This is a genomic window from Bradyrhizobium sp. CCGB12 (assembly GCF_024199845.1).
GTDB lineage: Bacteria > Pseudomonadota > Alphaproteobacteria > Rhizobiales > Xanthobacteraceae > Bradyrhizobium.
This window is the reverse complement of sequence record NZ_JANADO010000002.1, coordinates 410,584-432,856: the sequence shown is the minus strand read 5'-3', so window position 1 is coordinate 432,856 and position 22,273 is coordinate 410,584. Positions and strand designations below refer to the sequence as shown.

19 protein-coding genes and 5 pseudogenes are annotated in these 22,273 nt (G+C 62.2%); 14 read left to right on the top strand and 10 right to left on the bottom strand.

What is annotated here, in order from left to right:
• Window positions 1-6: 6 nt before the first annotated feature.
• Together NLM27_RS43465 and NLM27_RS43940 are read left to right on the top strand one after the other, a co-directional pair.
• Window positions 7-444, top strand: a complete 438-nt coding sequence (locus tag NLM27_RS43465; RefSeq protein WP_309144823.1) for a TetR/AcrR family transcriptional regulator — start codon at window positions 7-9, stop codon at window positions 442-444.
• The gene (locus NLM27_RS43940; protein WP_309144822.1) at window positions 410-667 is read left to right on the top strand and encodes a hypothetical protein; all 258 of its coding nucleotides are present in this window, start codon (window positions 410-412) and stop codon (window positions 665-667) included. Before NLM27_RS43465 ends, NLM27_RS43940 begins: the two co-directional genes overlap by 35 nt.
• 332 nt (window positions 668-999) lie before the next feature.
• On the opposite strand, the gene NLM27_RS43460 is transcribed toward NLM27_RS43940, so the two are convergent.
• Entirely contained in the window at window positions 1,000-2,157 is a 1,158-nt protein-coding gene (locus NLM27_RS43460) for an MFS transporter (RefSeq protein WP_254149417.1), read from the bottom strand.
• 180 nt (window positions 2,158-2,337) lie between these two features.
• On the opposite strand from NLM27_RS43460, the pseudogene NLM27_RS43455 reads away from it, so the two are divergent.
• Window positions 2,338-3,591 (top strand): annotated as a pseudogene (locus NLM27_RS43455) (protein-L-isoaspartate(D-aspartate) O-methyltransferase); the annotation flags it as partial.
• Window positions 3,525-3,938 carry a DUF417 family protein gene (locus NLM27_RS43450; protein WP_309144821.1) on the top strand — a complete coding sequence of 138 codons (414 nt, stop codon included), beginning with the start codon at window positions 3,525-3,527 and terminating at the stop codon, window positions 3,936-3,938. The pseudogene NLM27_RS43455 and the gene NLM27_RS43450, both read left to right, overlap by 67 nt.
• Window positions 3,939-4,591: 653 nt before the next feature.
• On the opposite strand, the gene NLM27_RS43445 is transcribed toward NLM27_RS43450, so the two are convergent.
• Window positions 4,592-6,274 (bottom strand): DNA polymerase/3'-5' exonuclease PolX, encoded by a 1,683-nt coding sequence (locus NLM27_RS43445; RefSeq protein ID WP_254149415.1) that lies wholly within the window; start codon window positions 6,272-6,274, stop codon window positions 4,592-4,594.
• 156 nt (window positions 6,275-6,430) lie between these two features.
• Between NLM27_RS43445 and NLM27_RS43440 the strand changes: the two genes are divergently transcribed.
• From NLM27_RS43440 to NLM27_RS43415, 6 genes and pseudogenes are all read left to right on the top strand, one after another.
• Window positions 6,431-6,622: a hypothetical protein gene (locus tag NLM27_RS43440; protein WP_254149414.1), complete on the top strand. Its 192-nt coding sequence runs from the start codon at window positions 6,431-6,433 to the stop codon at window positions 6,620-6,622.
• A 108-nt stretch (window positions 6,623-6,730) separates the two neighbouring features.
• A pseudogene (locus NLM27_RS43435) lies at window positions 6,731-6,915 on the top strand (hypothetical protein).
• A 170-nt stretch (window positions 6,916-7,085) separates the two neighbouring features.
• Window positions 7,086-7,445, top strand: a complete 360-nt coding sequence (locus NLM27_RS43430) for a PRC-barrel domain-containing protein (RefSeq protein WP_254149413.1) — start codon at window positions 7,086-7,088, stop codon at window positions 7,443-7,445.
• A gap of 210 nt (window positions 7,446-7,655) precedes the next feature.
• Window positions 7,656-8,744 (top strand): glycosyltransferase family 4 protein, encoded by a 1,089-nt coding sequence (locus NLM27_RS43425; protein WP_254149412.1) that lies wholly within the window; start codon window positions 7,656-7,658, stop codon window positions 8,742-8,744.
• Between the two features lie 47 nt (window positions 8,745-8,791).
• A pseudogene (locus tag NLM27_RS43420) lies at window positions 8,792-9,222 on the top strand (low affinity iron permease family protein).
• Between the two features lie 105 nt (window positions 9,223-9,327).
• A pseudogene (locus NLM27_RS43415) lies at window positions 9,328-9,582 on the top strand (hypothetical protein).
• Between the two features lie 27 nt (window positions 9,583-9,609).
• Here NLM27_RS43415 and NLM27_RS43410 read toward each other — a convergent pair.
• Window positions 9,610-9,891: a response regulator gene (locus NLM27_RS43410; RefSeq protein WP_254149411.1), complete on the bottom strand. Its 282-nt coding sequence runs from the start codon at window positions 9,889-9,891 to the stop codon at window positions 9,610-9,612.
• Window positions 9,892-11,430: 1,539 nt separating this feature from the next.
• Here NLM27_RS43410 and NLM27_RS43405 point away from each other — a divergent pair.
• On the top strand, window positions 11,431-11,913 hold the full coding sequence (locus NLM27_RS43405; protein ID WP_254149410.1) for a GreA/GreB family elongation factor: 483 nt from the start codon (window positions 11,431-11,433) through the stop codon (window positions 11,911-11,913).
• Window positions 11,914-11,931: 18 nt separating this feature from the next.
• Entirely contained in the window at window positions 11,932-12,345 is a 414-nt protein-coding gene (gene rnk / locus NLM27_RS43400) for a nucleoside diphosphate kinase regulator (protein ID WP_254149409.1), read from the top strand.
• A gap of 410 nt (window positions 12,346-12,755) precedes the next feature.
• Here the strand turns inward: rnk and NLM27_RS43395 are convergent, their stop codons facing one another.
• From NLM27_RS43395 to NLM27_RS43380, 4 genes are all read right to left on the bottom strand, one after another.
• On the bottom strand, window positions 12,756-13,097 hold the full coding sequence (locus NLM27_RS43395; protein ID WP_254149408.1) for a hypothetical protein: 342 nt from the start codon (window positions 13,095-13,097) through the stop codon (window positions 12,756-12,758).
• 34 nt (window positions 13,098-13,131) lie between these two features.
• Window positions 13,132-14,430, bottom strand: a complete 1,299-nt coding sequence (locus tag NLM27_RS43390; protein ID WP_254149407.1) for a hypothetical protein — start codon at window positions 14,428-14,430, stop codon at window positions 13,132-13,134.
• Window positions 14,431-14,882: 452 nt separating this feature from the next.
• The gene (locus NLM27_RS43385) at window positions 14,883-18,281 is read right to left on the bottom strand and encodes an adenylate/guanylate cyclase domain-containing protein (RefSeq protein ID WP_254149406.1); all 3,399 of its coding nucleotides are present in this window, start codon (window positions 18,279-18,281) and stop codon (window positions 14,883-14,885) included.
• Window positions 18,282-18,662: 381 nt separating this feature from the next.
• Window positions 18,663-19,010 (bottom strand): hypothetical protein, encoded by a 348-nt coding sequence (locus NLM27_RS43380; RefSeq protein ID WP_254149405.1) that lies wholly within the window; start codon window positions 19,008-19,010, stop codon window positions 18,663-18,665.
• Here NLM27_RS43380 and NLM27_RS44330 point away from each other — a divergent pair.
• Together NLM27_RS44330 and NLM27_RS43375 are read left to right on the top strand one after the other, a co-directional pair.
• Window positions 18,943-19,350 carry a transposase gene (locus NLM27_RS44330; protein WP_375142366.1) on the top strand — a complete coding sequence of 136 codons (408 nt, stop codon included), beginning with the start codon at window positions 18,943-18,945 and terminating at the stop codon, window positions 19,348-19,350. The genes NLM27_RS43380 and NLM27_RS44330 overlap by 68 nt on opposite strands.
• Window positions 19,351-19,616: 266 nt before the next feature.
• Window positions 19,617-20,015, top strand: a complete 399-nt coding sequence (locus tag NLM27_RS43375) for an NADH dehydrogenase ubiquinone Fe-S protein 4 (RefSeq protein ID WP_254149404.1) — start codon at window positions 19,617-19,619, stop codon at window positions 20,013-20,015.
• Between the two features lie 765 nt (window positions 20,016-20,780).
• Here the strand turns inward: NLM27_RS43375 and NLM27_RS43370 are convergent.
• The 3 genes and pseudogenes from NLM27_RS43370 to NLM27_RS43360 form a co-directional block, all read right to left on the bottom strand.
• Window positions 20,781-21,110: a hypothetical protein gene (locus NLM27_RS43370; protein ID WP_254149403.1), complete on the bottom strand. Its 330-nt coding sequence runs from the start codon at window positions 21,108-21,110 to the stop codon at window positions 20,781-20,783.
• Window positions 21,111-21,188: 78 nt separating this feature from the next.
• Window positions 21,189-21,676 (bottom strand): annotated as a pseudogene (locus tag NLM27_RS43365) (Hsp20/alpha crystallin family protein).
• 71 nt (window positions 21,677-21,747) lie between these two features.
• Window positions 21,748-22,209: an Hsp20 family protein gene (locus tag NLM27_RS43360; RefSeq protein ID WP_254149402.1), complete on the bottom strand. Its 462-nt coding sequence runs from the start codon at window positions 22,207-22,209 to the stop codon at window positions 21,748-21,750.
• Between the last annotated feature and the right edge of the window lie 64 nt (window positions 22,210-22,273).

Here is a 22,273-nt window from a genome sequence, read left to right as displayed (position 1 = left end):
TGCTGCATGGATCGTCCGGTCCGAACGGGAAAAGAGTCCGACGAGGCCCGCGCCCGGATCCTGGGAGCAGCGGAAGAGCGCTTTCGCCGCGTCGGTCACCACAGGACGTCGGTGGCCGACATCGCCGCCGAACTCGGCATGAGCCCGGCGAATATCTATCGCTTCTTTCCCTCCAGGAATGCGATCAACGAGTCCATCTGCGAGCGCATTGTGGACGAGGTTGCCGCAACCGCCTCTGCGATTGCACGCGAGGACGCACCGGCGACCGAGAAGCTCGATCAACTGCTGACCAGTCTTCACCACCACAGCAAGATGATGCTGGTCAAAGGCAAAGCCCATGCACGATCTGATCGTGGCCGCCATAGAGGAGAACTGGCCGATCATCTAGGTGCACATCGAGCGGATGCTGATGATCTTGGAGGCCATCATACGCAAGGGTGCTGATGGGGGCGAGTTCGACGTCGAAGATGCCGCGGAAGCGGCGCGAGCGGTCAGATCCGCGTTCATGCCATTTCTTCATCCAATTCTGATCGAGCACTGCGTTCAGCACGGCGAAGATACCGAAGCAGGCCTGCGCGGCCAGATTCGCTTTATCCTGAAAGCTCTGGGGCAAGTCCGGCTAGGAGCGCCGTATCGGGATCTGGTGCGTTCGCAAGTCCGTGGCTGAATCCAGTTAAGCTCCCGTCTATAAAACAACACGAATCCGGAACAGTGGATCAGCGTGCAGCGGAGCCCCGCTACTCTTTCTACACTATCCTACACTGAGGCTCGCGGAGCCGGTGCGGCCGGACCAATATCTAGTAGAGAGGCCCGTAGGTGCCCGCGTGCTGAGAGGAAAAACAGCTTGTACATCAACGGGATTGACTGACACTCTCTCCCTCATTTCGCTGTCGCGATTGGTCGCGACCTTATCGAGCGTCCGAGACAGAAGGCGCAGGCCGAATGCGCTGGTCGGTGGAGCTAGAACGGCACCCGTTTCCCGTTTGCTCGAGGGAAGGATCAGTCCCTCTCTTTGGCGAAGCCAAACCAGGCGAATGGGAGCGCGAGGACACAGAGCACCGCCATAGGAAGAAACGCCGCTCCAGCATAGGAAGCATACAGTGCACCGGACAAAAAGGTCAGTACAGCCGTCAGCACCCCTGAGCCAAACGCATAAAGTGCTTGCGCCGTTGCAGCGACGCTTGCGGTGACCAGCATCGCCATCATCCGCATGCAAGCGAGATGAAGCAGAGCGAACGTTAATCCGTGTAACGGCTGTATGAGCGAGAGCAGCAATACGGAGGTCGTTATTGCCGCTACGGACCAGCGGAGGATTCCGGCCGCGGCTGCCAAGACAGCCGCGCCACGCACGCCCAACCTATCCAGGAGTGCCGGACCGGCGAGCATGAACACCAGCACTTCAGCAACTACCGCTTCCGACCACAGGAAGCTGATCGTGGAAGTGCTGATGTCCGCATCGCTCCACCTGATCACCGCAAATGCATCGTGCACCGCATGACTGCCATAGATCAAAGCTGACGCGATAATCATCGTTCGAAACTGCGACACGCTCATCAGGACTTTCATTTCTGACGCAGCAAAGGACGACGATCTCCGCGATTGGACTTGTCCAGGTAGCAATGCAGTAGCGCCAGTCGCGGCGATCAGGAAGGCGGCATTCATCCAAATAACTGCAGTAAGATCGGCTGGGCTTACGAGCTGACCGGCGATGAGTGTTCCCAGGACGAAAGCCGCGGAGGCAGCCCCTCGTATCCAGCCGTACTCGAATGGCCTTCCCATGAACCGAGGCCTCGCTGCGTTGACCGATAAGGCATCGGCAATGGAGGTGGTGGGCGCGAGGGCGGCAGCCTGAACCAACGCGACAGGAAGCAGCAGCCAGAATCTATCGGCCCAGAGCAGCGCGACAGCTGCTGAAGCCGCCGCGGCAGCGCAGCCTGCTAGCATGAGACGCAATGACCCGAGGCGATCCGCCAGCACAGCAAATAACGGTCCGGAAACGAGCCGCGTCAGCATTGCGGCAGCAAGAATCAGACCGATCTGCGGTGACGCTAGATCTCTCGTTTCGAAAAATTTTGGCCAGAATGGAGATGCGGCGCCGAACGCCGCATAGAGGGCGACGTAGAGGACTATGTAAGCGATTGGTGCAGGAATGCGCACTGGGCCCTGTATCGATTACCATATGCCTACACGCCTGGAGGAGGAGACCTCTCTGCCGGCCTCCACGAACCATACTGTACAACCCATTCGTATAATATCGTTCCGTCTTGCTAGCGGAAAGGAACCGGTCGCCTCCTTCCCACTTGGCTTACGCAGCCGCATGTTCGACGGGCGAGGCGCATGAGTGAATTTACAGAACTTCGCAACCGGATGGTCGATGTTCAGCTCGCTCGCCGCGGCATTCGCGACATCCGGATATTGGACACCATGCGCTGGGTCCCGCGGGAACGCTCCCTGCAGCCAGGATTCGAGGAATTCGCCTACGACGATGGCGCGCTGCCGATCGCGAACGGCCAGACTATCTCGCAGCCTTACATCGTCGCGGCCATGATCGAAGCGGCCGAGCTGAAGCCGGCCGACAAGGTTCTCGAAGTCGGCACGGGCTCGGGCTATGCCGCGGCAGTCGCTTCTCAACTCGCCGAAATCGTCCATACGATTGAGCGCGATGACGCGCTAGCGCGGACGGCCACGGATCGGCTGGCCAAGCTCAGATACACGAACTGCATCGTTCATACCGGCGATGGCACGCGCGGATTGCCCGATGAAGCGCCATTCGACGCGTTTCTGGTCGCCGCCAGCGGTCCCTCGGTGCCGGACGCGCTCAGGCTGCAGTTGGCGATCGACGGCCGCCTCGTCATCCCCGTCGGCAATTTCAAGGGCGAACAATAGCTGCTTCGAATCACCCGCCGAACCGGGACGGACTACGACGAAGAAACTTTCGGCGCCGTCCGCTTCGTGCCGCTGATCGGGGAGCAGGGATGGGCCGAGAATGGCAGGCGGTCGGCCCGCAACCATGCTCCGGCCGGGGGGCGGGCGCAATCCGTCACGGACATGATCCGCGTTGGCGCCGAGCCGTCGCCACCTTTCGACGATCCTGCGTTCGGGATTCTGTTCGACCGGCTCGGCCGTGCACGCGTCGTGTTGTTGGGCGAAGCCAGCCACGGCACCCCGGAGTTCTACCAGGCGCGCGCCGCAATCACGCGCCGGCTAATCGAGAGCACCGTTTGACCGTGGTCGCGGTTCAGGCGGACTGGCCTGACGCAGTCGACCGCCACGTTCGCCATAGAGCCCGAATGCGCGCACAGGAGGCGCCGTTCGAGCGATTTCCGAACTGGATGTGGCGGAATACGGATGTCAGCTCGTTCGTGGACTAGATGCGCGGTCACAACGAACGGCAGCCGCCGGGCGAACGTGCGGGATTCTACGGCCTCGACATCTACAACATGCGCGGGTCGATCGCGGCGGTTCTTGTCTATCTCGACAGCGTCGATCCGGAAGCAGCAGCGGGTGCCCCGCGAGCGCTACGGATGCTTGACACCATGGCAGCGCGAGCCATCGACCTTGGGACGCGCCGTTCTGACGGAAGGATCGCGAATGCGAGGCCGAGGTGGTCCCTGGTTTCCTGGTTGTCGCTCTTCGGTTTCAGGGGGGAAGCTTACGTCCTTGGTGTAACCGAATTCGTCATTGCGATCTTGCTGATTGCTGGCGCATTCAGTCCGGTACTTTCGGCATTGGGTTCGTTCATGGGGGTCGTTACTTTCATGGTGACCTGGTCGTTCTTCTTCACCACTCCCGGAGTGGTCAAGTGGAGCATTTCGACCGACCCGATGGCGTGGAACTTGGCCGGCGAGTTCTTATTCAAGGACATTGTGCTGCTTTGCGTTTGCGTAGTGCTTCTTTTTGCATCCTTGCCTCAGACCATCACACGGCTTCGCGCCTAGAAGGCTTATGTCCCATTCGGATATCCAGCACGTGCCGAAGCGCATGCTGCTATTTCGAAAAGGTCAGCCGGTCGCTTCCGGTCTAGCTCTCCAGGACTTCCCCAGCGGACACGACGCCGAGTGGCTTTACCAGTCAAAATTCGTGTTTCCGTTAGCCAGCGACCGCCGATCGCGAGCACGGAGACGGGAGTTCCATACCGAATAGCCGGCGCATTTGCGCCTCTTGCAACATCTCTGACAGAGCCAAGTGACCGAGGAGAAATTCCGACGGAGGCGATCATTGCAACGAACCAAGCCGCGGGAAAGTCCGGGATGAGTTTGGACGGCCCGAACCGAAAGCCGCGATAAATGACATCGTCGTTCAGGTTCATGCCTTGTCCCGACCGATTCGAGGGGCCTCGACGGGAATGAACGAAGTGGGTGCGGAGCACTGAAGGTAACTCCGGCGTCCAGGTCGGTTACACCCGTCTTTTCGAACCACTTCTTGCCACCCGGCGGCAGTCCGGGTGCGATGCCAGCTTCGGGCCAGGCGATCCGCCGCGTCGGAAGATCAATCCGGCTTCATGGCCGTTTTGCTTAGGACGCCCCTGTGCCATCGCGAGCGCTACCGCTCCGTCAAACTCGGGGAGGGGTGGGTGAGCAGGTCCCTTCAACTAAGCCACTCGGGACAGAGCTCGCCGTTTCCGTTTCAAATGGCGGATTATTTCGGCAAGGGTCATCGCGTTCAGGACCCGGTCCGCGGGGATGCCGCCTTTGCGTGCCATCTCGACGCCCCAGTGCATGTGGTCGAGCTCGCGGATCGAATGGGCGTCGGGATTGATGCTCATCATGCAGCCGAGTTCGAGTGCTGCCTGATGCCAGCGCCAATCGAGATCGAGCCGCCATGGATGCGCGTTGATCTCGACCGCGACATCGTGCTTGGCGCAGGCGCGCAACACTTTTTCGACGTCGATCTCATACCCCGGCCGACGCTGGAGCTGGCGTCCAGTCATGTGACCGATGATAGTAGTGTAGGGATTGGCGATTGCGCGCAGCAAGCGCTGGGTCTGGGCTTTCCGGTCCAGCTTGAAACGTCCGTGAATGCTGGCGACCACGAAATCGAAGCCTTCCAGCACGTCGTCCGGATAGTCGAGCGATCCATCTGCCAAGATGTCGGATTCGATTCCCTTCAGGATCCGGAAGTCCTTACCGAACTTCTTGTTGAGCCGGTCGGCCTCCCGATGCTGTTCCTTGATCTGCTCGAGCGACAGGCCTCCGGCATAGTGCGCCGATTTCGAGTGATCGGCGACGCCAAAGTATTCGAAGCCTCGCTTCAGCGTGGCCTTCGCCATCGTCTCGAGCGTCTCGGTCCCGTCGGAGGCATCCGTATGGCAATGCAGGATGCCGCGCAGGTCCTGATCGGCTACGAGCTTCGACAGCTCTCCTTTCAGGGCGCGATCAATCTCGCCGCGTCCCTCCCGCAATTCGGGCTCGACGAAGGAAAGCCCGAGCGCCCGGTAAATGTCCTCTTCGGTGCCCGCGACCACGCTGCGTCCCTTGTGCAGCCCGTCCTGTTCGAGGCGCATTCCCTTCTTTTCCGCGAGGAGGCGAAGCTGCTCCAGATGGACCGGCGAGCCTGTGGCGTGCAGCAGGACCGCCCCGAAGTGCTCGCGATCGGCGAGGTGGACCTGCAGCCCCGCCGTGTCGATGACGTCCGCCTCTCCGCCGCTGCCGGGTGTCTCGGCGACGATCGCCAGATCTCCGACCAGCTCGCAGCCGCGTCTGAAGTCGCCGGCGATGGTCAGTCTCTTGAGCTCGGGTCGGGATTTTTGGAGGGACTCCTTCGCATGTTCGAGCAGTGCGGCGGCGCGATGCAGGTGCAACCGACCTTGGCCGCCTTTCGCGATCGCCAGGTTCTGCAGGACCTTGGTCTGCAATGCCGCGCCGAGCCCCTTAGCCTTCTTGATCCGGTCGTCCTTCGCCGCCCGCTCCAGCTCGGCAAGCGAGATGATGCCGAGGTCCTTGTAGAGCCGCAGCACCTTTTCGGGCCGCAGACCGGGCACGCTCAACAGCTCCAGGACACCGGCGGGAATGTCCTGCCGGAGCTTCACCAGGCTGGGGTGCGTGCCGGCGCGGTGTAGCTTGGTAATGATGTCGGCAATGGCTTCGCCGACGCCAGGTATCTCGGTCAGCCTGCCCTCGTCGATGAGACGCTCGATGGGGACGCCGAGCGCAGCCAGGCTGTCCGCTGCCCGCGAATAGGCCTTCGCGCGATATGGGTTGCCGCCGCGCAACGCACTCCGCTGCGCGTACTCGCGCAGTAGTCTCGCGATCTCTTGCGTGCCAGCCTTAGGCATCGTGCCTCCGAGGAATGTAGCGCGATGTCAACGGCTCGCTGGGAGGCGCGGTTCCGGCTCGCTCACCTCGACCATTGAGATGCTGCGTGAATGCGGGGAACGGCTGTTTCGTCGCGTGGTTGGCAGCTGTGGGGCGTAGGTTGAGGAGCCGTCGCCATGCTCGAAACCAATGATCTGCTGGTGAACTGTCCGAAGTGCGGTGCCTGGCCGATGGCCGTCGGCGCTCAGAAGGTGCTTACGCGGCCCGAGATCACCTTCAGATGTCCCAGGTGCGGCAGTGAGGAGACCGGGCGGCTCCGCCGCACCGCGTCGCGGGTCTCCGCGCAGGGCAATCTGGACGCGGCCTGAGGATCACCAGCTCCCGGGTCGATCCTTCGGAACGTGTCTTCTTGCCGGGACTTGATCAGCGACAACTGGAGAGTGGAGGACGGCCACGAAACCGATCCTGGCCGCCGTATGCCTGTTGGCGCTTGCGTCGATTTCGCCGGGGAAGCGGAGGGTTGCATCAAGGGTGCAATCGTTGGCGGAGTCGCTGGCCACATGGCCGGGCATGGCAAACTTGGTGCTGCGGCCGATGCGTGATAGGGCACCACGAGGCCAACAAGAAAAAACCGAACAACTCGAATGCCCAGGTACCTTAGGGTCAGAAATAGCGCCGGCACCAAGACGTGTAGCCGATAAACATTCGCGCCGATTCCGACAGACAGATCCTCGAAGGGCTGGCCCCCCTTGCCGCACTCGGTCGCTGCTTTAGGAACGGATGGGTGGTCGCTTCCGTTGACCGCTAAACCGCAAACTCCAGGAGGTCGACATGGCCATGGAAGATCGGGAGACCGCCAGTCTCATTGGAAGCGATAAGGTCGAAGGCACGGACGTGTACGGGCCGGACGGGCAGAAAGTCGGTTACATCGAGCGCGTCATGATTGATAAGATCAGCGGCAAGGTGTCCTACGCGGTGCTCAGCTTCGGCGGCTTGTTCGGCATCGGGGACGATCATTACCCGCTGCCGTGGCAAACGCTGAAGTACGACACGAACCTCGGCGGATACGTCACCGGCCTCACCCAGGATCAGCTCCGCGGCGCCCCGAAATACGCCGACGAGAGCAGTTGGAGTTGGGACGCGCAAACGAGGCGCTCGGTCGACGACTACTATGGGGTGCCGGTTGCCTAGCCAGGCGGTCGGACACAGCGCGTTACGTACAGGAACGAAGCCGTCGCGGTCGGTTTGCGAGGCACTATGAAAACGGTTTTTGCGCGCCGCGGGCGCGCCGACGGACGTGCCGTAACATCGGCGGGAACGGTCCTCATCGCGCTTGCCGTCGGTGTTCTGCTGGTATGCGCAAGCTCGCGTAGCGCCGCGGAGAGCTGAGGGCGGAGGCCGATGCGGATCGCCCAGATCGCTCCATTGGCCGAAAGCGTTCCCCCGAAACTTTACGGCGGCACGGAAAGGGTCGTGGCCTGGCTTGTCGACGAGTTGGTCGATCTCGGCCACGAGGTGACCTTGTTCGCGAGCGGCGATTCCAGGACGCGCGCAGAGCTGCATGCGGTGTGGCCGCGGGCCTTGCGTCTCGGGCGCCCGCGCGTCGACCCGAACACGGCCTGGACGCTCTTGATCGAAGCGGTCTCGCGTCGTGCCTGCGAGTTCGAAATTATCCATGCGCATATCGACTGGCTGCACCTGCCGGCGCTCAGCCGGTGCGGGGTTCCATTCCTCACCACCCTGCATGGGCGCCTCGACCTGCCTGGCGTCGGTGAAGTTGTCCGGCAATTTCGAGAGGCGTGCTTCGTCTCGATTTCCGACAACCAGCGCGCTCCGCTCAAGGACGCCAACTGGTGCGGGACGGTGCACCACGGCTTGCCAGCCGGCCTGTTTCGGCCATCCTACGCCCCTGGTTCGTACCTCGCCTTCCTCGGACGGCTCACGCCGGACAAGGGGCCGGAGGATGCCATCCGGATCGCGCGGGCGGCCGGCATGCCGTTGCGGATCGCCGCGAAGGTGCCTCGCGGCGAAACCGGCTACTTCAAGAGCCATATCCGGCCAGAGATCGACGGGGCTCGGGTCGAGCTCGTCGGCGAGGTCGACGAACGCGGCAAGCAGCCGTTTCTCTCGGACGCTGCGGCCCAGTTGTTTCCGATCAAGTGGCCGGAGCCGTTCGGCCTGGTGATGATCGAGGCGATGGCATGCGGGACGCCAGTGATCGCCTATCGTGCCGGATCGGTGCCGGAGGTCGTCGAGGAGGGAGTGACCGGGTTCATTGTCGAAAACGAAGAGGAGGCGGTCCGGGCGGTGAAGGAGCTGGCCCGGATCGACCGCCGCAACGTCCGGGCGCGCTTCGAAGAGCGCTTCACCTCGGACCGAATGGCACGGATCTACGAGACCCACTATCGGCGGCTTCTCGCCGTCAGGCCCGACCATCTCTCAATCGCCGCCGAACACCTCGGCACGCCCGCGTCTCCGCTCGTCCCGTGAGCGGCGCTGTTCAGGGCGTTTGGCTATGGGTGCATTAGGATGGAGGATTGAATGCGCTACCAGGAAAACGCTGGCAGCCGCGGAGGTGGTTCGCGTCCATCGCAAACAAGCCCTCGCAGGCGGCCGGCCGTGCATCGGCCCTTGTCCTGGCCTGCTCTGTAGTTGTCATTTGGGCCGTCACGGGCCTCTCTTCCGATTCTCCGATACGTAGCAGCTCGTCATCAACACGGGCACGACGATCGTGACCTTTCTGATGGTCTTCCTGATCCAGAACTTACAGAACCGGGACAGTGTTGCGATCCAAGTCAAGCTGGATGAGCTGATCCGAACCGGGAGCGTCCAGAATTCGTTTGTCGGCATCGAACATCTCTCCGCCGATGAATTGGAGGAGCTGCGCCCCCGCTGCGAGGAGCGGGCCAAGGCGGTCGCGGCGGAGAGAAGAGGCTCGGGCAGGCGCCGTCCACCCAGATCCCGGTAGGATGCAGGTGCCTAACGGTCCAGCGCAAAGAAGAACGGCCTCGCGGCCCTGGCAGGAACGCACGAGCCGATGCGACGTTCGACTTGAAGGTGGGCGCAACCCGCGATGCTTTCCGCCCCGCTCGCACTTGCACAGACAACGAAGCCGGACGTCTCCAACGCGCCGAGCGCGCAGAACTCGGGTGCCGGAATCGCCGGCTAGCCGGGTAACAAGAATGCTCCAGCCGCCAAGCCGGGAGAGACCGTCGGCGTCAGCTCAAGCCAGCAGAATCCGACCGTCCAGCAGCAAAACACCTCCAACATCAAGGGTCTGCCGGGAAACAAGAGCGGTCCGCCGGCCAAGGAGCGCGATCGGAAGTGATGCGGAGGCCCGTTGATGCGGCTCTTCCTAGTTCGGTGGCATTCCTCTTTGCTCACCGAGCTCTCTCACCATCCGGATGACCTCGTCCGGATGGTAGGGCTTGTTCAGGATGCGGTTGCCCGGCCCTGGCGGAGGTGCAACGGGCGAGTAGCCCGTGGCGTAGATAACCGGCAGTGCCGGATCGCTTTCGCGGCAACGCTCCGCGATCTGCCAGCCGTCGACATTTCCGGGCAGCCTGACGTCGGTGACCAACACATCGGCGACGTGGCGCTTGCACCAGTCAAGCGCCTGCTCCCTGGGTGGCTCCATGTTTGGGAGTCAATTGCTTCATCGTGGCTCGATCGGACTGGTGTGTTCGGAACGCAACGGAGTTCTTCATAAATGCAATCCCGGTGCCGGCTGAGTAACGGAATGATCCGTGTGTGCATCCTCAACGCTGCGGTCGCTCAGCTTCCTCTGCTTTTGATGATACGCTGTATGGTCAAGTACTAACCGCGGACTGTGTTGCAGCTCAGTGGCAATCACGATGCCGACCGGTTGATGCGATCTTCATCTCAACTTTCGGAATGACGAGGCTATAACTTGCTAACTTCGGCCGTAAAGTTGGAAGCATTAATTGAAGCTATGAAGCATGTTAGGCAAGGGCGCCGCTGTCATCGGTCTAATTCTGATACACTTGGGACTACGATCATCCTCTTCAGCGTGTGGCTAAAGCCTCCGCTAATGACCAGGCGGCAATTTTGGGGACCGATGAGTTAGATATACGGAAAGTGCTGCCGGTTGTGAAGACGAAGCCACATTCGTCGTTGTTCTGCCTTTGATTGCGTTCATGGCGTGGCTGGGGCTCCCCCAACTATGTCGTGTGTTCACGACAGGAGAATTGTACTCGCGCGGATACGGTCCTAGTCGCGTCGGCTGGTCAAGACTCGTTAGCTTTGAGAGCGACCCAATCTCCTTTTGTATCGGCTCTCGTCACGGCTGTGCTCCTAATTGCTTTAGGGTTGTTCACAGCTGTTCTCCAACGCTGGTGGAGCGCCCGAGTAGCGTGCGAGCTTATGGCTCAGTCTGGCGCTTCAGAAGTGAAGCTGGCCCTACGGTTAGAAGCAGACACCAGTCGGCAACCTCCAAGGTTCGCTGTTGGCCGGTGCCTGACCTTAGCTCAAAGCGCCGCGAGGTCTGCTCCAGAAGGTGACGCGGATTTTTCTCGTGCGGGGGACTGTGCTGTCCGTATTTAACCCGACGTCCTAAGTTGAATTTCGTGGTGCCTAAATAGTGCTGTGGCATTGATCGCATTCTGGAAGGGGCGCGTCCAGCGGAGCTTCCGATCCAGCAGAACGAGGGATGTGACCCTGAATATCAACCTCAAGACCGCTAAGGCGCTTGGTCTCGACATTCCAATTTCGTTGCTCGCCCGCGCGCGGTGCATGAGTCCGTTTCCGGCCCTAAAGCTGAGATGCCAAGGCTTCTATTTGAAGTCAGCTCAATGGTCCGGATCGGACCGGCGTGGTCCCCTGAGCTTTCGCAATTTGATCCGAAGCAGAGGTTGATCAGATCTTCACCAGGCGCGTTTCAAAAAGCGCTGGATGCTTGGCGCTGACGCTCTCCCTGCGCGGAACAGACGTGCGCGCTTTGGTCGCGATGCAGGCTCGGGCGGAAGGTCCTATGTTGGCGATGACATGATCCACGTCCTCGAAATCGATCCGCGCATTGCGCGGCGTTGCTTGCGCGCAGGGCGGCTCCAAGCAGGAGCTTAGCCGGACGGCATTGGTGTCGTCCGGCTACCCCTTCCTTCATCAACCAGATTTGGAGTGCGGCTTTCCCGTGGGAAGCCAAGCAAGGAAGCATGTCATGAGCATTCCCTCCATCCCCGAGGTCACTCTTTCAGTCTCTGAGCATCGCCGCTTGGAACGGCTCGCGCGCGTGGGCGCAGCTCAAGGCGACGTGGATGCACGGTTTCTGCTGAGTGAGATACGGCGTGCGGAAATCGTCCCAGATCCCGCGGCCCGATTGGACAGCATTGTCACCATGGGATCCTGGGTGACGTTCTGGATCAACTGGGGCTTCGCTCGTGAGACGAGGCAGCTGGTGTACCCGGAAGACTACGCGTCCGAGCGCACCCAAATCCCCGTGATGTCGCCGTTGGGTGCAGCGTTGGTGGGACTGAAGGTCGGAAGTGAAATCCCTTTCTTCACTGGCGGGCGCACCAACCTCGTCAGGATCGAAGGCGTTAGTCGAACTCATGCGAATGATGTTGTCAGGGGTCTGTTTAGCAATCCGATGCAGGGCAAAAAGCTTTTTGATGACGATGACCCGGGACCGTCGGCCGCTTAGGAAAGGAGAGACAAGAAGATGAGCAAGAAAAACCGCAAGAGCAAGTCCGAAGTCGTATTGCCGCCCATTACGGTGATCGAGGATGAGGCCAAGCGGCTGAATGCGCTGGCAAGTTCGAGCGCGACACTCTTCCCGCGTGCGGCCCATTTCCTTGCACAGGAGATGGACCGTGCGACCGTGGTGACGGACAATTCCGAGCTGCGGGGGGTGGTCCGCATGGGCTCGCAGGTCCGGTTCTGCGATGACAGGACCGGGGAGGTCCGGGACGTGGTGTTGGTGTATCCGCACGAAGCCGACATAACCCTGAAACGGGTTTCGGTTCTTACGCCGGTCGGCGCTGCGTTGATCGGCCTATCGATTGGACAGGCCATCGAGTTTCAAACGCCGGGCGCCAACAAACGGTCCTTGACAGTGCTGGATGTATCCGACTGAAGGAAACCTGAGATGCGGGATGTTTCAAGCAGAGAGGCCGTATTAACAGTCATCGGAGTCACCGTTGTCTTGGCGGCCATGTTGTATCTGGCAACCTTCCTCACTGCGTGACGGTCCAACCGCTGACGTGGCCCGTTTCGGTCTCCGACCGAGCTGCATCCACGGTCGCGCGGAATGGGCTGGCATGATGGATTGTTGTCGTACGCAGGAGTTCTGTTCTGACCTTAGCGCAGGTGCGGGGCTCGGCCGATGTCGCCTCCCATCGCTGCAGTTGACGCAGTACCACCACACGTCGGCTTGCAGGGACCTTTGCAGCCGGACGCTCTACCGACGCTTTTGACCCCAACCCGACATGCCGGAGCGAGCCGATCAAGGCTTAATCCTTGGCGCCGATTGACATCACAGGAACGTCACCGGAGCGCATCAAGCAACGCTTTGGCCGCGCGCAGATCAGGCGTGTCGAAACCTTCCGTGAACCAGCCGTAGAGCGGCGCGAGGAGATCATAAGCCTGCTGCTGCTTCCCCTGATTACGCCAGAGCCGGGCCAAGCTGGTGGCGGCGCGCAGCTCCAGGGCCTTGGCGCCCTGGCGACCGGCCACCTCAATCGCACTCCGAAAGCACGCTGCCGCTTCGGCCCTGTTGCCGCCGTGCCTCGCCACCGTCAGCTCCCCAGTCAAGCGACAGATTTCCGCCTCCCATCGCCGCTCGCCGGTCTCCTCGACAGCGGCCGCAGCCTCAGCCAGCGCAGTCAATCCTTGCTCGGTTTCTCCGGCCCACGCCAAAGCTTCAGCGAGCAGCGCGAGATAAAAGGGCCAACGGATGCGCACGGCACGCGGTCAGCTCCGGTAAACTGAGAAGGGTTGTCCATGCGGCATGATGCGCCTGCAGGAGAAGTCCCGGATCGGCGCTCCGCCGAGCGATTGAGAACAGCTCGTCTAATAGATTGCGCGCCGTCTTGAACTCGCAGCGCTGCTGATAAACGAGCCACAACCTCCAACTCACGGTAAAGAGCTGTGCCACATCGCCGGCTTGCAGGCACAGGTCGCGAGCGCGCAGGTACGCTTGCTCTACCTCCGGTGCCGACCAGCTTTTGGTGGCAATCAGCACCGGCGCAAGCACGAGCTGCAGGTCCAGTTCGCGGCAGGCGCGTTCCGCCGGATCGGTGATCCGCTCCACGAGCATCAGTCCCTTGCGGAGATGGGCGATCGCCTCCGCGTGTGCCGAGCGCTCGGCCGCGCGCTGGCCAGCCTTGCGCCAGTAGGCGACAGCGCTTTCCGTAAGGTCAGCCTCCGTGAAGTGGTGCGCGAGCACCTCCGGCTGGGTGGCCACGATGTCCGGAAACTGCTCCTCGAGTGCCCGGGCGACCCGCGCGTGCAGTGTTTGCCGCTTGCTGCGTAGCAGCGTGCCGTAGGCGGTGTCCTGAACGAGGGCGTGCTTGAAGCTGTAAGCCGATGTACCACGACGGAAAATCAGCTGTGACGCGGCGAGCTGTTGGAGGGGAGATTGCAAGGGCGCTTCGGGCAGCGGCGACACGGTCCGTATCAGATCGTCGGTGAACTCCCGGCCAATGGCGGCGCCGGTCTGGGCGATTTCCTTGGCTTCCGGACCGAGACGGTCGAGACGGGCGAGGAGCGAGGCGTGCAGGGTAGCCGGGACGGCGAGCGGACCCGGCAAGGTTCGCGAAAGCACAGCCTTGGCATCCCCTGCACCGGCTCCCGCTTCGAGCACCGCCTTGGTCAGTTCCTCCACAAACAGCGGCACGCCGTCCGTGCGGTCGACGATCTCGTGGACGATCGCGCTGGGCAGCATCCTGTCACCGACCACCCGCTGCACGAGGGCTGAGGTGTCGCGCCAGTTCAAGCGACCCAGCGCCAGCATCGTGACGTGCGGCTCACCGATCCACGGCGGCGGGAACTCTGGTCGGAAGGTGAGAAGCAGCAGCACCGGCAGCTTCTGCACGCGATCGACCCTCAGCTGCAGCAGCTCGAGCGAGGTCGGGTCGATCCAGTGCGCGTCTTCGAAGACCATCAGCATGGGATTGCGCCGAGACAGGTCCTCTATTTGCCCGACCAGCGCCTGAAGCATGCAGCATTTTCTCGGGTCTGGCCAGCGAGTAGAAGGTGCTCTTCTACCCAGCATTCGACGATGCGTTTGTTGACGATGCACAGCTAAAGATGGCAGACGGGTTTCATCCGTCGGCGGCGGGGCTCGGAGCCGTTGTTACGCGCCTATTGCCGCAAGTGGAGGCGATGATTGACCAAGCGCGGCACAAAGCATCCTACCCCGTCCGGTAGGGCTGACCGTTGTTAGACGAAGCGTGCATAGCATCCAGCCACTTCTGGCGTTGGCCCCAAGCTGAACACCACAAGAGCCGTTGCCGCGTCTGCCATCCGAGGGGAGCCGGACGACGCCCGACCGATAGTCTGACCGCTGCTTTTGTCCCGGAGCCGCTGTTCCGAGACGGACCACTTCATGCCACTACTGAGAGAAACACTCCAGCCTACTTGGCCAGGGAGCTGCGATGCTCGTATGCAGAATCAACTGCTACGACCTGGGATCGGGTCCTTCTCGGAGCTGACGGGCTCTTGAAGTAGTGCTCTGGCAGCCTGGAGATCCGGTGTCCCAAAGCCCTCGGTGAATTGGCGGTAGAGAGGACTGAGCAGGTCGTGAGCTTCGCCGCGCCGACCCTGTTCTCTCCAAAATTGTGCCAGGCGTGTGGCCGCGCGCAACTCCCAGAGCTTGGCGCCTTGCCTACGCGCGGTTGCAGCCGCATGCTCAAACCGGGTTTCCACGGCAATCGGGTCGGGTCTCGGCAGCCGGAGCATCAGCTCGCCCATCATCCGATGGAGCTCGGCCTCGAACCATCGCTCGCGGGTTTCTTCCACGCGATCGAGCGCCTTTGCGACTAGATCCAAGCCTTCCTCTATTGCGCCCAAACATCCGAGCGCCTCGGCTTGCAGGCCAAGGAAATACGGCTCATAGAGGCCAGCCCCGGTGGCACGCCATGCCGGAAGGCCCTCCCGAAGCTGCGTGAGTCCCATCTCCGCCTCCCCAGACTGAGTCAGAACCCAACCTCTGATTACCGTGGCCGGCGCGAGGAAATGCGGAAATCCCTGCTCGTTCGAGAGCGCAATCAGAGCTTCGGCTCGGTCCTTCGCCTCGCGCCACGCTAGACGATACTGCTCAAAGAAACACGCGAACAAAAGGGCATACGCCATCGTGTTGAGGTGAGCGAGCTCGCGGGCGGCATCGAGCGCTTCGCGGCTCCGCGCCCGGGCTTGCTCCGGGTAGCCAAGCGCAAACAGCGTCCATGATAGCGAGGACAGCGCCGCCACCCGCGGATCTTGCACGTAGAGAAAGGCGAGCGAGCGATGCCGCTCTGGGTCATAGAGCGCGAGCGTCCTTTCCAGATGGGGGCGGGCAGCGGTGATCTCGCCGCGCCAAAGGGAACCGGTCCCGCTGACGCGGTGAGCTACCAGGGTTGCGGACGTTTCCTGATGGTCCTGCGCTCGGCGCAGAAATTCGTCTGCGACGTCTCGCGCGGCGTTGTGCTCGGCGCGCACGCCGTGAAAAACCCATTGACCGTAAAGCACGGGCCAGAGTTGGGAGGTGGCCCCAATCTGCTCGCAGAGTTCGCGGGCACGGGCATTGGCCCGTCCAGCTTCGGGCGCTGCCCAGCCTTGCGTGGCCATCAGCGCCACGCCCAACGCCACCTGTACGTCAAGTTCGAGCCGCCTCCGATCCGGCTCGGGCACACCCTCGAGTAGGTTCAAACCATTCCGCAACTGCGCCAGCGCTTCGACCATCGACGAGCGGGCGATGGCTCGCTGCCCCGCCCTCAGCCAGTAATCGATCGCCGCCTGGGCCCGCCCCGCCTTTGCGAAATGATGGGCCAAAAGCTCCGGCTGCGTCTGCACCGTCTCCGGAAGATGTTGCTCGATGGTGGCGGCGATCAGGGCGTGCAAGCGCTGCCGCTTAGGACGCACCAGGGTCGCATAGGCGGCGTCCAGCACGAGCGCATGCTTGAAACTGTAGGTCGCTTGAGGTGGCGTCCCGCGCCGGAACACCAGGCCCGAGCCGACGAGGTCCTCCAATGCCGTCTGCAATTTGTTCTCCGGCAAAGCCGCCGTCATCGCGAGCAGTTCGTGAGAAAATTCCCTGCCAATAGCCGCCGCGACCTGGGCCACCTCACGGGCCGGAGCCAGCCGGTCGAGCCGCGCCAGCAGCGACTCCTGGAGCGTGGTCGGGATTGCCATGGGTGGCAGCGGCCCGGTCAGCACGTAATGGTCGCCCTCATCGCGGAGCAGATTGGTCTCCAGCACCGTCCGCGTCAGCTCTTCGACGAACAGCGGCACGCCATCGGTCTTAGCAACGATCTGATCGAGCACCGCTTGGGGTAGCGCCTTGCCGCTCACGCGCCCGACCATGGCCGCGCCCTGGCGGCGGCTCAATCGGCTGAGGGTCAGCGCCGATACATGGGCATAGTGCATCCAGGGCGGCACGAATTCGGGCCGGAAGGTGATGAGGATGAGCACGGGGGCGCCTTGCACCCGGTCAACCAGGAGATCGAGCAGCTCGAGCGAGGTCGGATCTGCCCAGTGCACGTCCTCATACAGGGCGAGGACGGGCTGGCGCGTCGCGAGGCCAAGGACCTGATCGACCAGCGCGTCAAGTGTCCGCTCCTTTTGCCGACGCGGGCTCATGTCGAGCGGCGGGTAGCGCGCATCCGTCTCGAGCGACAGCAATGCCGCGAGCAGTGGGGCCACCGCGATGACATGTTCTGTCGATAGAGCAAGCAGTGCCTCGAGCTTATCGAGCCGAGTTGCGGAGGGATCGTCTGCGGCGAAGCCCGCCGCCCGCTTAAGCAGGCCGATCACCGGATAAAGCGGGCTAGTCTGATGATGCGGTGAGCAGTAGTGACTCAGGGGCATGTGCGGCTCATCGTCAAGTCGCCCGCGCAGCGCCCGCACGAGGCGCGACTTGCCTATGCCAGGTTCTCCCGTCAGCAGCACCACCTGACCCTCACCGTCCTTGGCTCGCTCCCAGTGCTCGAGCAGCAGGCCGATCTCATTCTCGCGACCGACAAGCGGGGTCAGGCCTGTGCCATGCAACGCCTCGAACCGGCTCTCGGCGGCGCCTTCCCCGACCACGCGCCACGGCCGCACCAGAACGGGAAAGCCTTTCAAGATCTGCATACCGAGCTCGGTGAGCTCGAACAGTCCGCCAATGAGCTCCCGGGTGCGGGCGGAAATCACCACAGTGTCGGGCTCGGCCAGGGCCTGCAACCGCGCCGCGAGGTTCGGCGTGTCGCCGACCACGGTCTCCTCGCGCGCCGCGCCTTCGCCGATCAACTCGCCGACAACCACCGGACCGGTCGCGATGCCGACACGGGCCGCGAGCGTCTCACCATGCGCCGATGCCAGGCTGTGTACCGCCGTGATAGCTGCGAGGCCGGCGCGCACCGCGCGTTCGGCCTCATCCTCATGGGCGCGCGGATAGCCGAAATAGGCCAGCACGCCATCGCCCATGTACTTCGCCACGTGCCCTTCGAACCGCGCGATCGCGCCCGCCACTACGTTCTGATAGCTCCGCAGGACTTCGGCCATTTCCTCCGGATCGAGCCGCGCCGCGAGCGCTGTCGAGCCGACCAGGTCGACAAACATCACGGTGAGCTGGCGACGCTCGGCCTCCGATGCAAGCGAAGCGTTCCCGGAGGTGGGGGCGGCCATAACAGGGGTGAACTCCGACATTGAGCTGGCGCGCAGTGCAGCAATGGCCGCGAGCAGCTTGCGGCGATGGCCGATCGAGGCGACCCCGAGCCCGATCAGATCCTCGGCCGTGAGGTCCATGAGGACCTCCGCATCGATGTCGTTCTCCCGAAACGCCTGTTCGTACTGTCCCAGCCCCAGACCACACAGCCAGGTCCCTATGTCCATGGGCACCTCCCGGCTCTCGCTTGAGCGCTAAGATGCTCCAGTCTATCTCAAGATGGCGTGCGCCGGGCGGTGAAACGTCACGAGTTGGAGGAAGGGCAGCTTGTGGGCCCTTGGCAGTCATGGCAGCCGGCTTCATCGACGTCCGCTTGCGGCGGTAGGGCCGGACACGGAAAGGGAACGGTCAGGACTTCAGCTTTTTACTCAGCGGACATTTCGGAGTCGCCCGCCGGCGCATGGTTTGCGTCTCCAAATTTTTCGGGAACCATTTCCATTCCGAAGCATCCGATGGGAGAGCACGGCAATCACCGACAATGCCGCCGGCCGGCTATGCGCGCAGGGCGGCCGTTTGCGCGGGGGATGCTGAGCTGCATGCCTCCTGCTTCATCGAGCCCGCCATCTGTTCATTCGCCAGCAGACTGCGGTCATCAATTCAATCGCGCCTATCTTGCCGAGTTCGGGATTGTCGCCCCCGCCGGGCGCAGGGGTATCGAGCAACTGCTGGAAGCCGTCGCCGATACAGCCGAGCGCCGGCTCCCGGAGGTGGCCCGCGCGTGTCTTGCGGCTCTCGGCAGTCAACTGCGAGCGTTGAAGGCCCAAATCCTGGAGTTCGACCGACGCATCATCGTCTGGCATCGATCGATAAAGCGCGACGAGCAAACGGCTGGACGCGATCCCTGGCGTCGGGCCGGCGTTCGCGACAGCGCTGGTTGCGAGCGTTGCCGATGCCAAGGGCTTCGGGTCGGGACTTCTCCGCCTGGGTTCGGCTCGTGCCGAAGCAGAACTCAAGCGGGGCAAGGACAAGCTTGGCAGTATCAGCAAACAAGGTGATCGCTATTTGCGCAGCTTGTTCACGGCTGGCGCGCTCGCAGTGATCCGCTATGCCAAAGTCCATGCCACAGGGCATCGACCTGGCTTACGGAGCTGCTGCCGCGTCGCCACCAAGGTCGCTGCGATCGCGCTCGCGAACAAGATCGCCCGCATGGCAGGGGCCATGATGGCCAGGGGTGACACTACAGGGAGCCCGCCGCACTGGCAGCATAAAAGGAATTGCGCCGCATATCCGGTGTGACGTAACGGTTGGAAGGGCGAGCAGCACTTAACGCGGGCGCCGGTCGATCCGGCGATCAGGACAACCCACATGGGCCATGGCATCTTCGAATGCTTGCTTTTGATCGGGACCTGATCCGTGGAGGGCATTATGGCCAGCGGTCATGTGAACCGCAAGAATGTGAAAATTGGAAGGAATGTTCCGGCGTGAATGATCCCCGATAATAAGGAAACGCCCGTCGTTCGGCGAACGAGATACGTTGCTCGTTCTCTGCGGCAGAGAGTCTCTTGAACCGTGCCTGCCGGCGAGCACGCACTCATCATCGAGGCGGCAGCGTCAGTCATGAATCGGGCCGGAGAAGGCTATGGAAGCTCAGGTTCGAACGCCCCTCGCCGCTGCGGATTGAACCTCTGATGGGTCGGGCAGAAGATAACGCTCCCCTGGCGCAGGTGGAATTGTCCTTTCCATCCGCAGAAGCTGCCATCGCCTATGCGCATCGCCAGGGGCTCGAATGTACCGTGCTAGGGCCGCCTGTTCCTGAGCTCCAGGTTGTGCCTGGGATCGATGATGATCGCCGAACGAGGGCAGGGTACTCGAACTCTTCGGAGGCCGTGCAGATCGGTGATCTCCAGTCGGCAGTTACTCGTGCGCAGCGGAACCCTATTGCCGATTGGCTGCTTAGCTAAAGGAGGCAGCGAGCACGCATGCTTGGGTCGTGGGATGGATAATTATCGTGATCTCGTCAGCGCAGCTCTCGCGCTGTTATGCGCCGGCGTGATGTTGGTCGCCGGTCACCTTTGGATCGAGTGGCACGCAAGGCACGCCGATCCGGGGTTGGGAGTGGAGGTGCCCAGGAACGAAGGGCCGCCTTTGCCGGTGATGTCGAACAGTTCGCCGAACGAAAGATGATTAAACTTCCAGCGGAGCGCAGGGGAAGTGAGCCGTGGAGAGCCCGTCTTGCGGTAGTCGAACGCCTGAGCCTGACGCAAAGCTCAGATCGCGCGCAGGAGCATACCAAGGCGGTGTGCTGGTGGTCCGACTAATACCGAGGTCCTTAATCATGCGCCGACGGGCCATAGACTGGCGCGCAGTAAACGGGCGGGGCGGCAGCGGCCATCAATGCTCGGGTGATCAGGCTGAGCGACGGCCGCAGCGATGCTCGGGTCAAGCCAGTGATAAGCCCTGCCACTCCTATCGCCGTTACTAGGTGTGTTTGGACTGTCCACTGAAAAGTAGCGGCATGATCTATCTATTCCGATCAGTCAAAGATGAGTCGCTCTTGGTCGTGGCCAACGACGTCGACGCGCGAATTCGCCTAGTGGAGTTTCAATCATGTCGGAGGGACAGGCGCCTGGCTTGCCAAAAGGGGGCGATCAACGCCAGGTAGGGGACAGCACAGGCCGTGGCGGCGTGCCCCCAAAGCACCATACCGAGCACGGACTGAGTAAGCATCATGGAGACCTCCGCCAGGCGGCGGCCCAAGGCCGCCGCAGTCGCATGGCCGCACCGCCCGGACGAGGCGGATCGTCGTCCTCGCCGTCGAGGCGCCGCAACGCCGCGAGGATGTCGGCCAGCCGGATGGTATGACTCATGCCCGGGATTTCGCGGAGCGAGGGGCAGGATTCGACCGCGAACATGTCGGACGCCCAAGATGATAGGATGACCCGCTTCTCGGGATCCGAAAGGGTCTGGTCGTTCAGCACGTCGTCCGGACACGCATAGTGCGAGGCGGGATGGAATAGGAGATCGAGATTGCCGGCATTGGTTTTGGCATTGGTCATTGATAGCCTCCCTTACGCTCCTTCCTTCGGGATGGGTTCGAGCTGTCGGACGGCGGCATCGCCGCCATCCGAACGTTGCTACTGGGTGTTGATCGCGATGTGTCTGACGCCCGCCCGCGCGTTTACCGGTTTCGGCAGCGACACGGTGAGGACGCCGTTCTTGAACGACGCCTCGGCTTTGTCCTCCTCAACGTTATCGAGCGGGATCCGGCGTTCGAAAGCGCCGTAGGTCCGCTCGGTGAAGTATTTGCCTTCCTCGATGCGCTCCGCCTTCTTCTCCCCGCGGATCGTCATAACGCCGCCGGCGATTTCGATCTGGACGTCCTTCTCTGTCATCCCGGGAAGCTCAGCTGTGACGGTCAGCGCCTTTTCGGTTTCGCTTAGCTCGATCTTGGGCCAGCCGAAGTGTCCTTCTATCAGGGGACCGAACCCGGACCTCCGAAGCCCCGGGATACATCCTCGAACAGCCGGTTCATCTCGCGATGAAGCGTCATGATCGGGTCGTAGCCTCGGGTGGGCGCAAGCTCCTGACTCTGCGACCGCGGAATAAGATCACGAATTGCCATGATGTTCTCCTTCGCTGCGACAGCGGCTCGCGCTTGCGAACCGCATTCCGCGGTCGATCCTCCGAACGGCATCAGGCGGCCTTCTTCTGCTCGATCTGCGCCGAGGCAGGGTTGCCGCTTGCGATCTGGATTCGGCGCGGCTTCATCGCCTCCGGCACCTCGCGGAGGAGGTAGATGATCAACAACCCGTCGCGGAAAGAGGCTTCCTTCACCTGAACGTAGTCGGCCAGGTTGAACACGCGCCGGAACGGACGCGCGGCGATGCCCCGATAAAGGTATTCGCCGGCCGCCTTCTCGGGCCTCCGGCCCTCGACGGTGAGCGCGTTCTGCTCTGCCGTTACGGTGATGTCGTCAGCTCCAAAGCCGGCGACCGCCAGAGTTATCCGGTAGTGGTCTTCGCTAGAGCGTTCGATGTTGTAGGGCGGGTAATTGTCCTCGCTCGCCTGGTGCAAAGCGCTGTCGACGAGCCCGGCCAGATGATCGAAGCCAATGGTGGAGCGCCAGAGGGGCGCGAAGTCGAAGGTGGTCCTCATATCCAAGTCCTCCAAAGAGCAAGATGGTTACGAAGGAGCGCGAGATGGTGGTCCGAGGACCTCC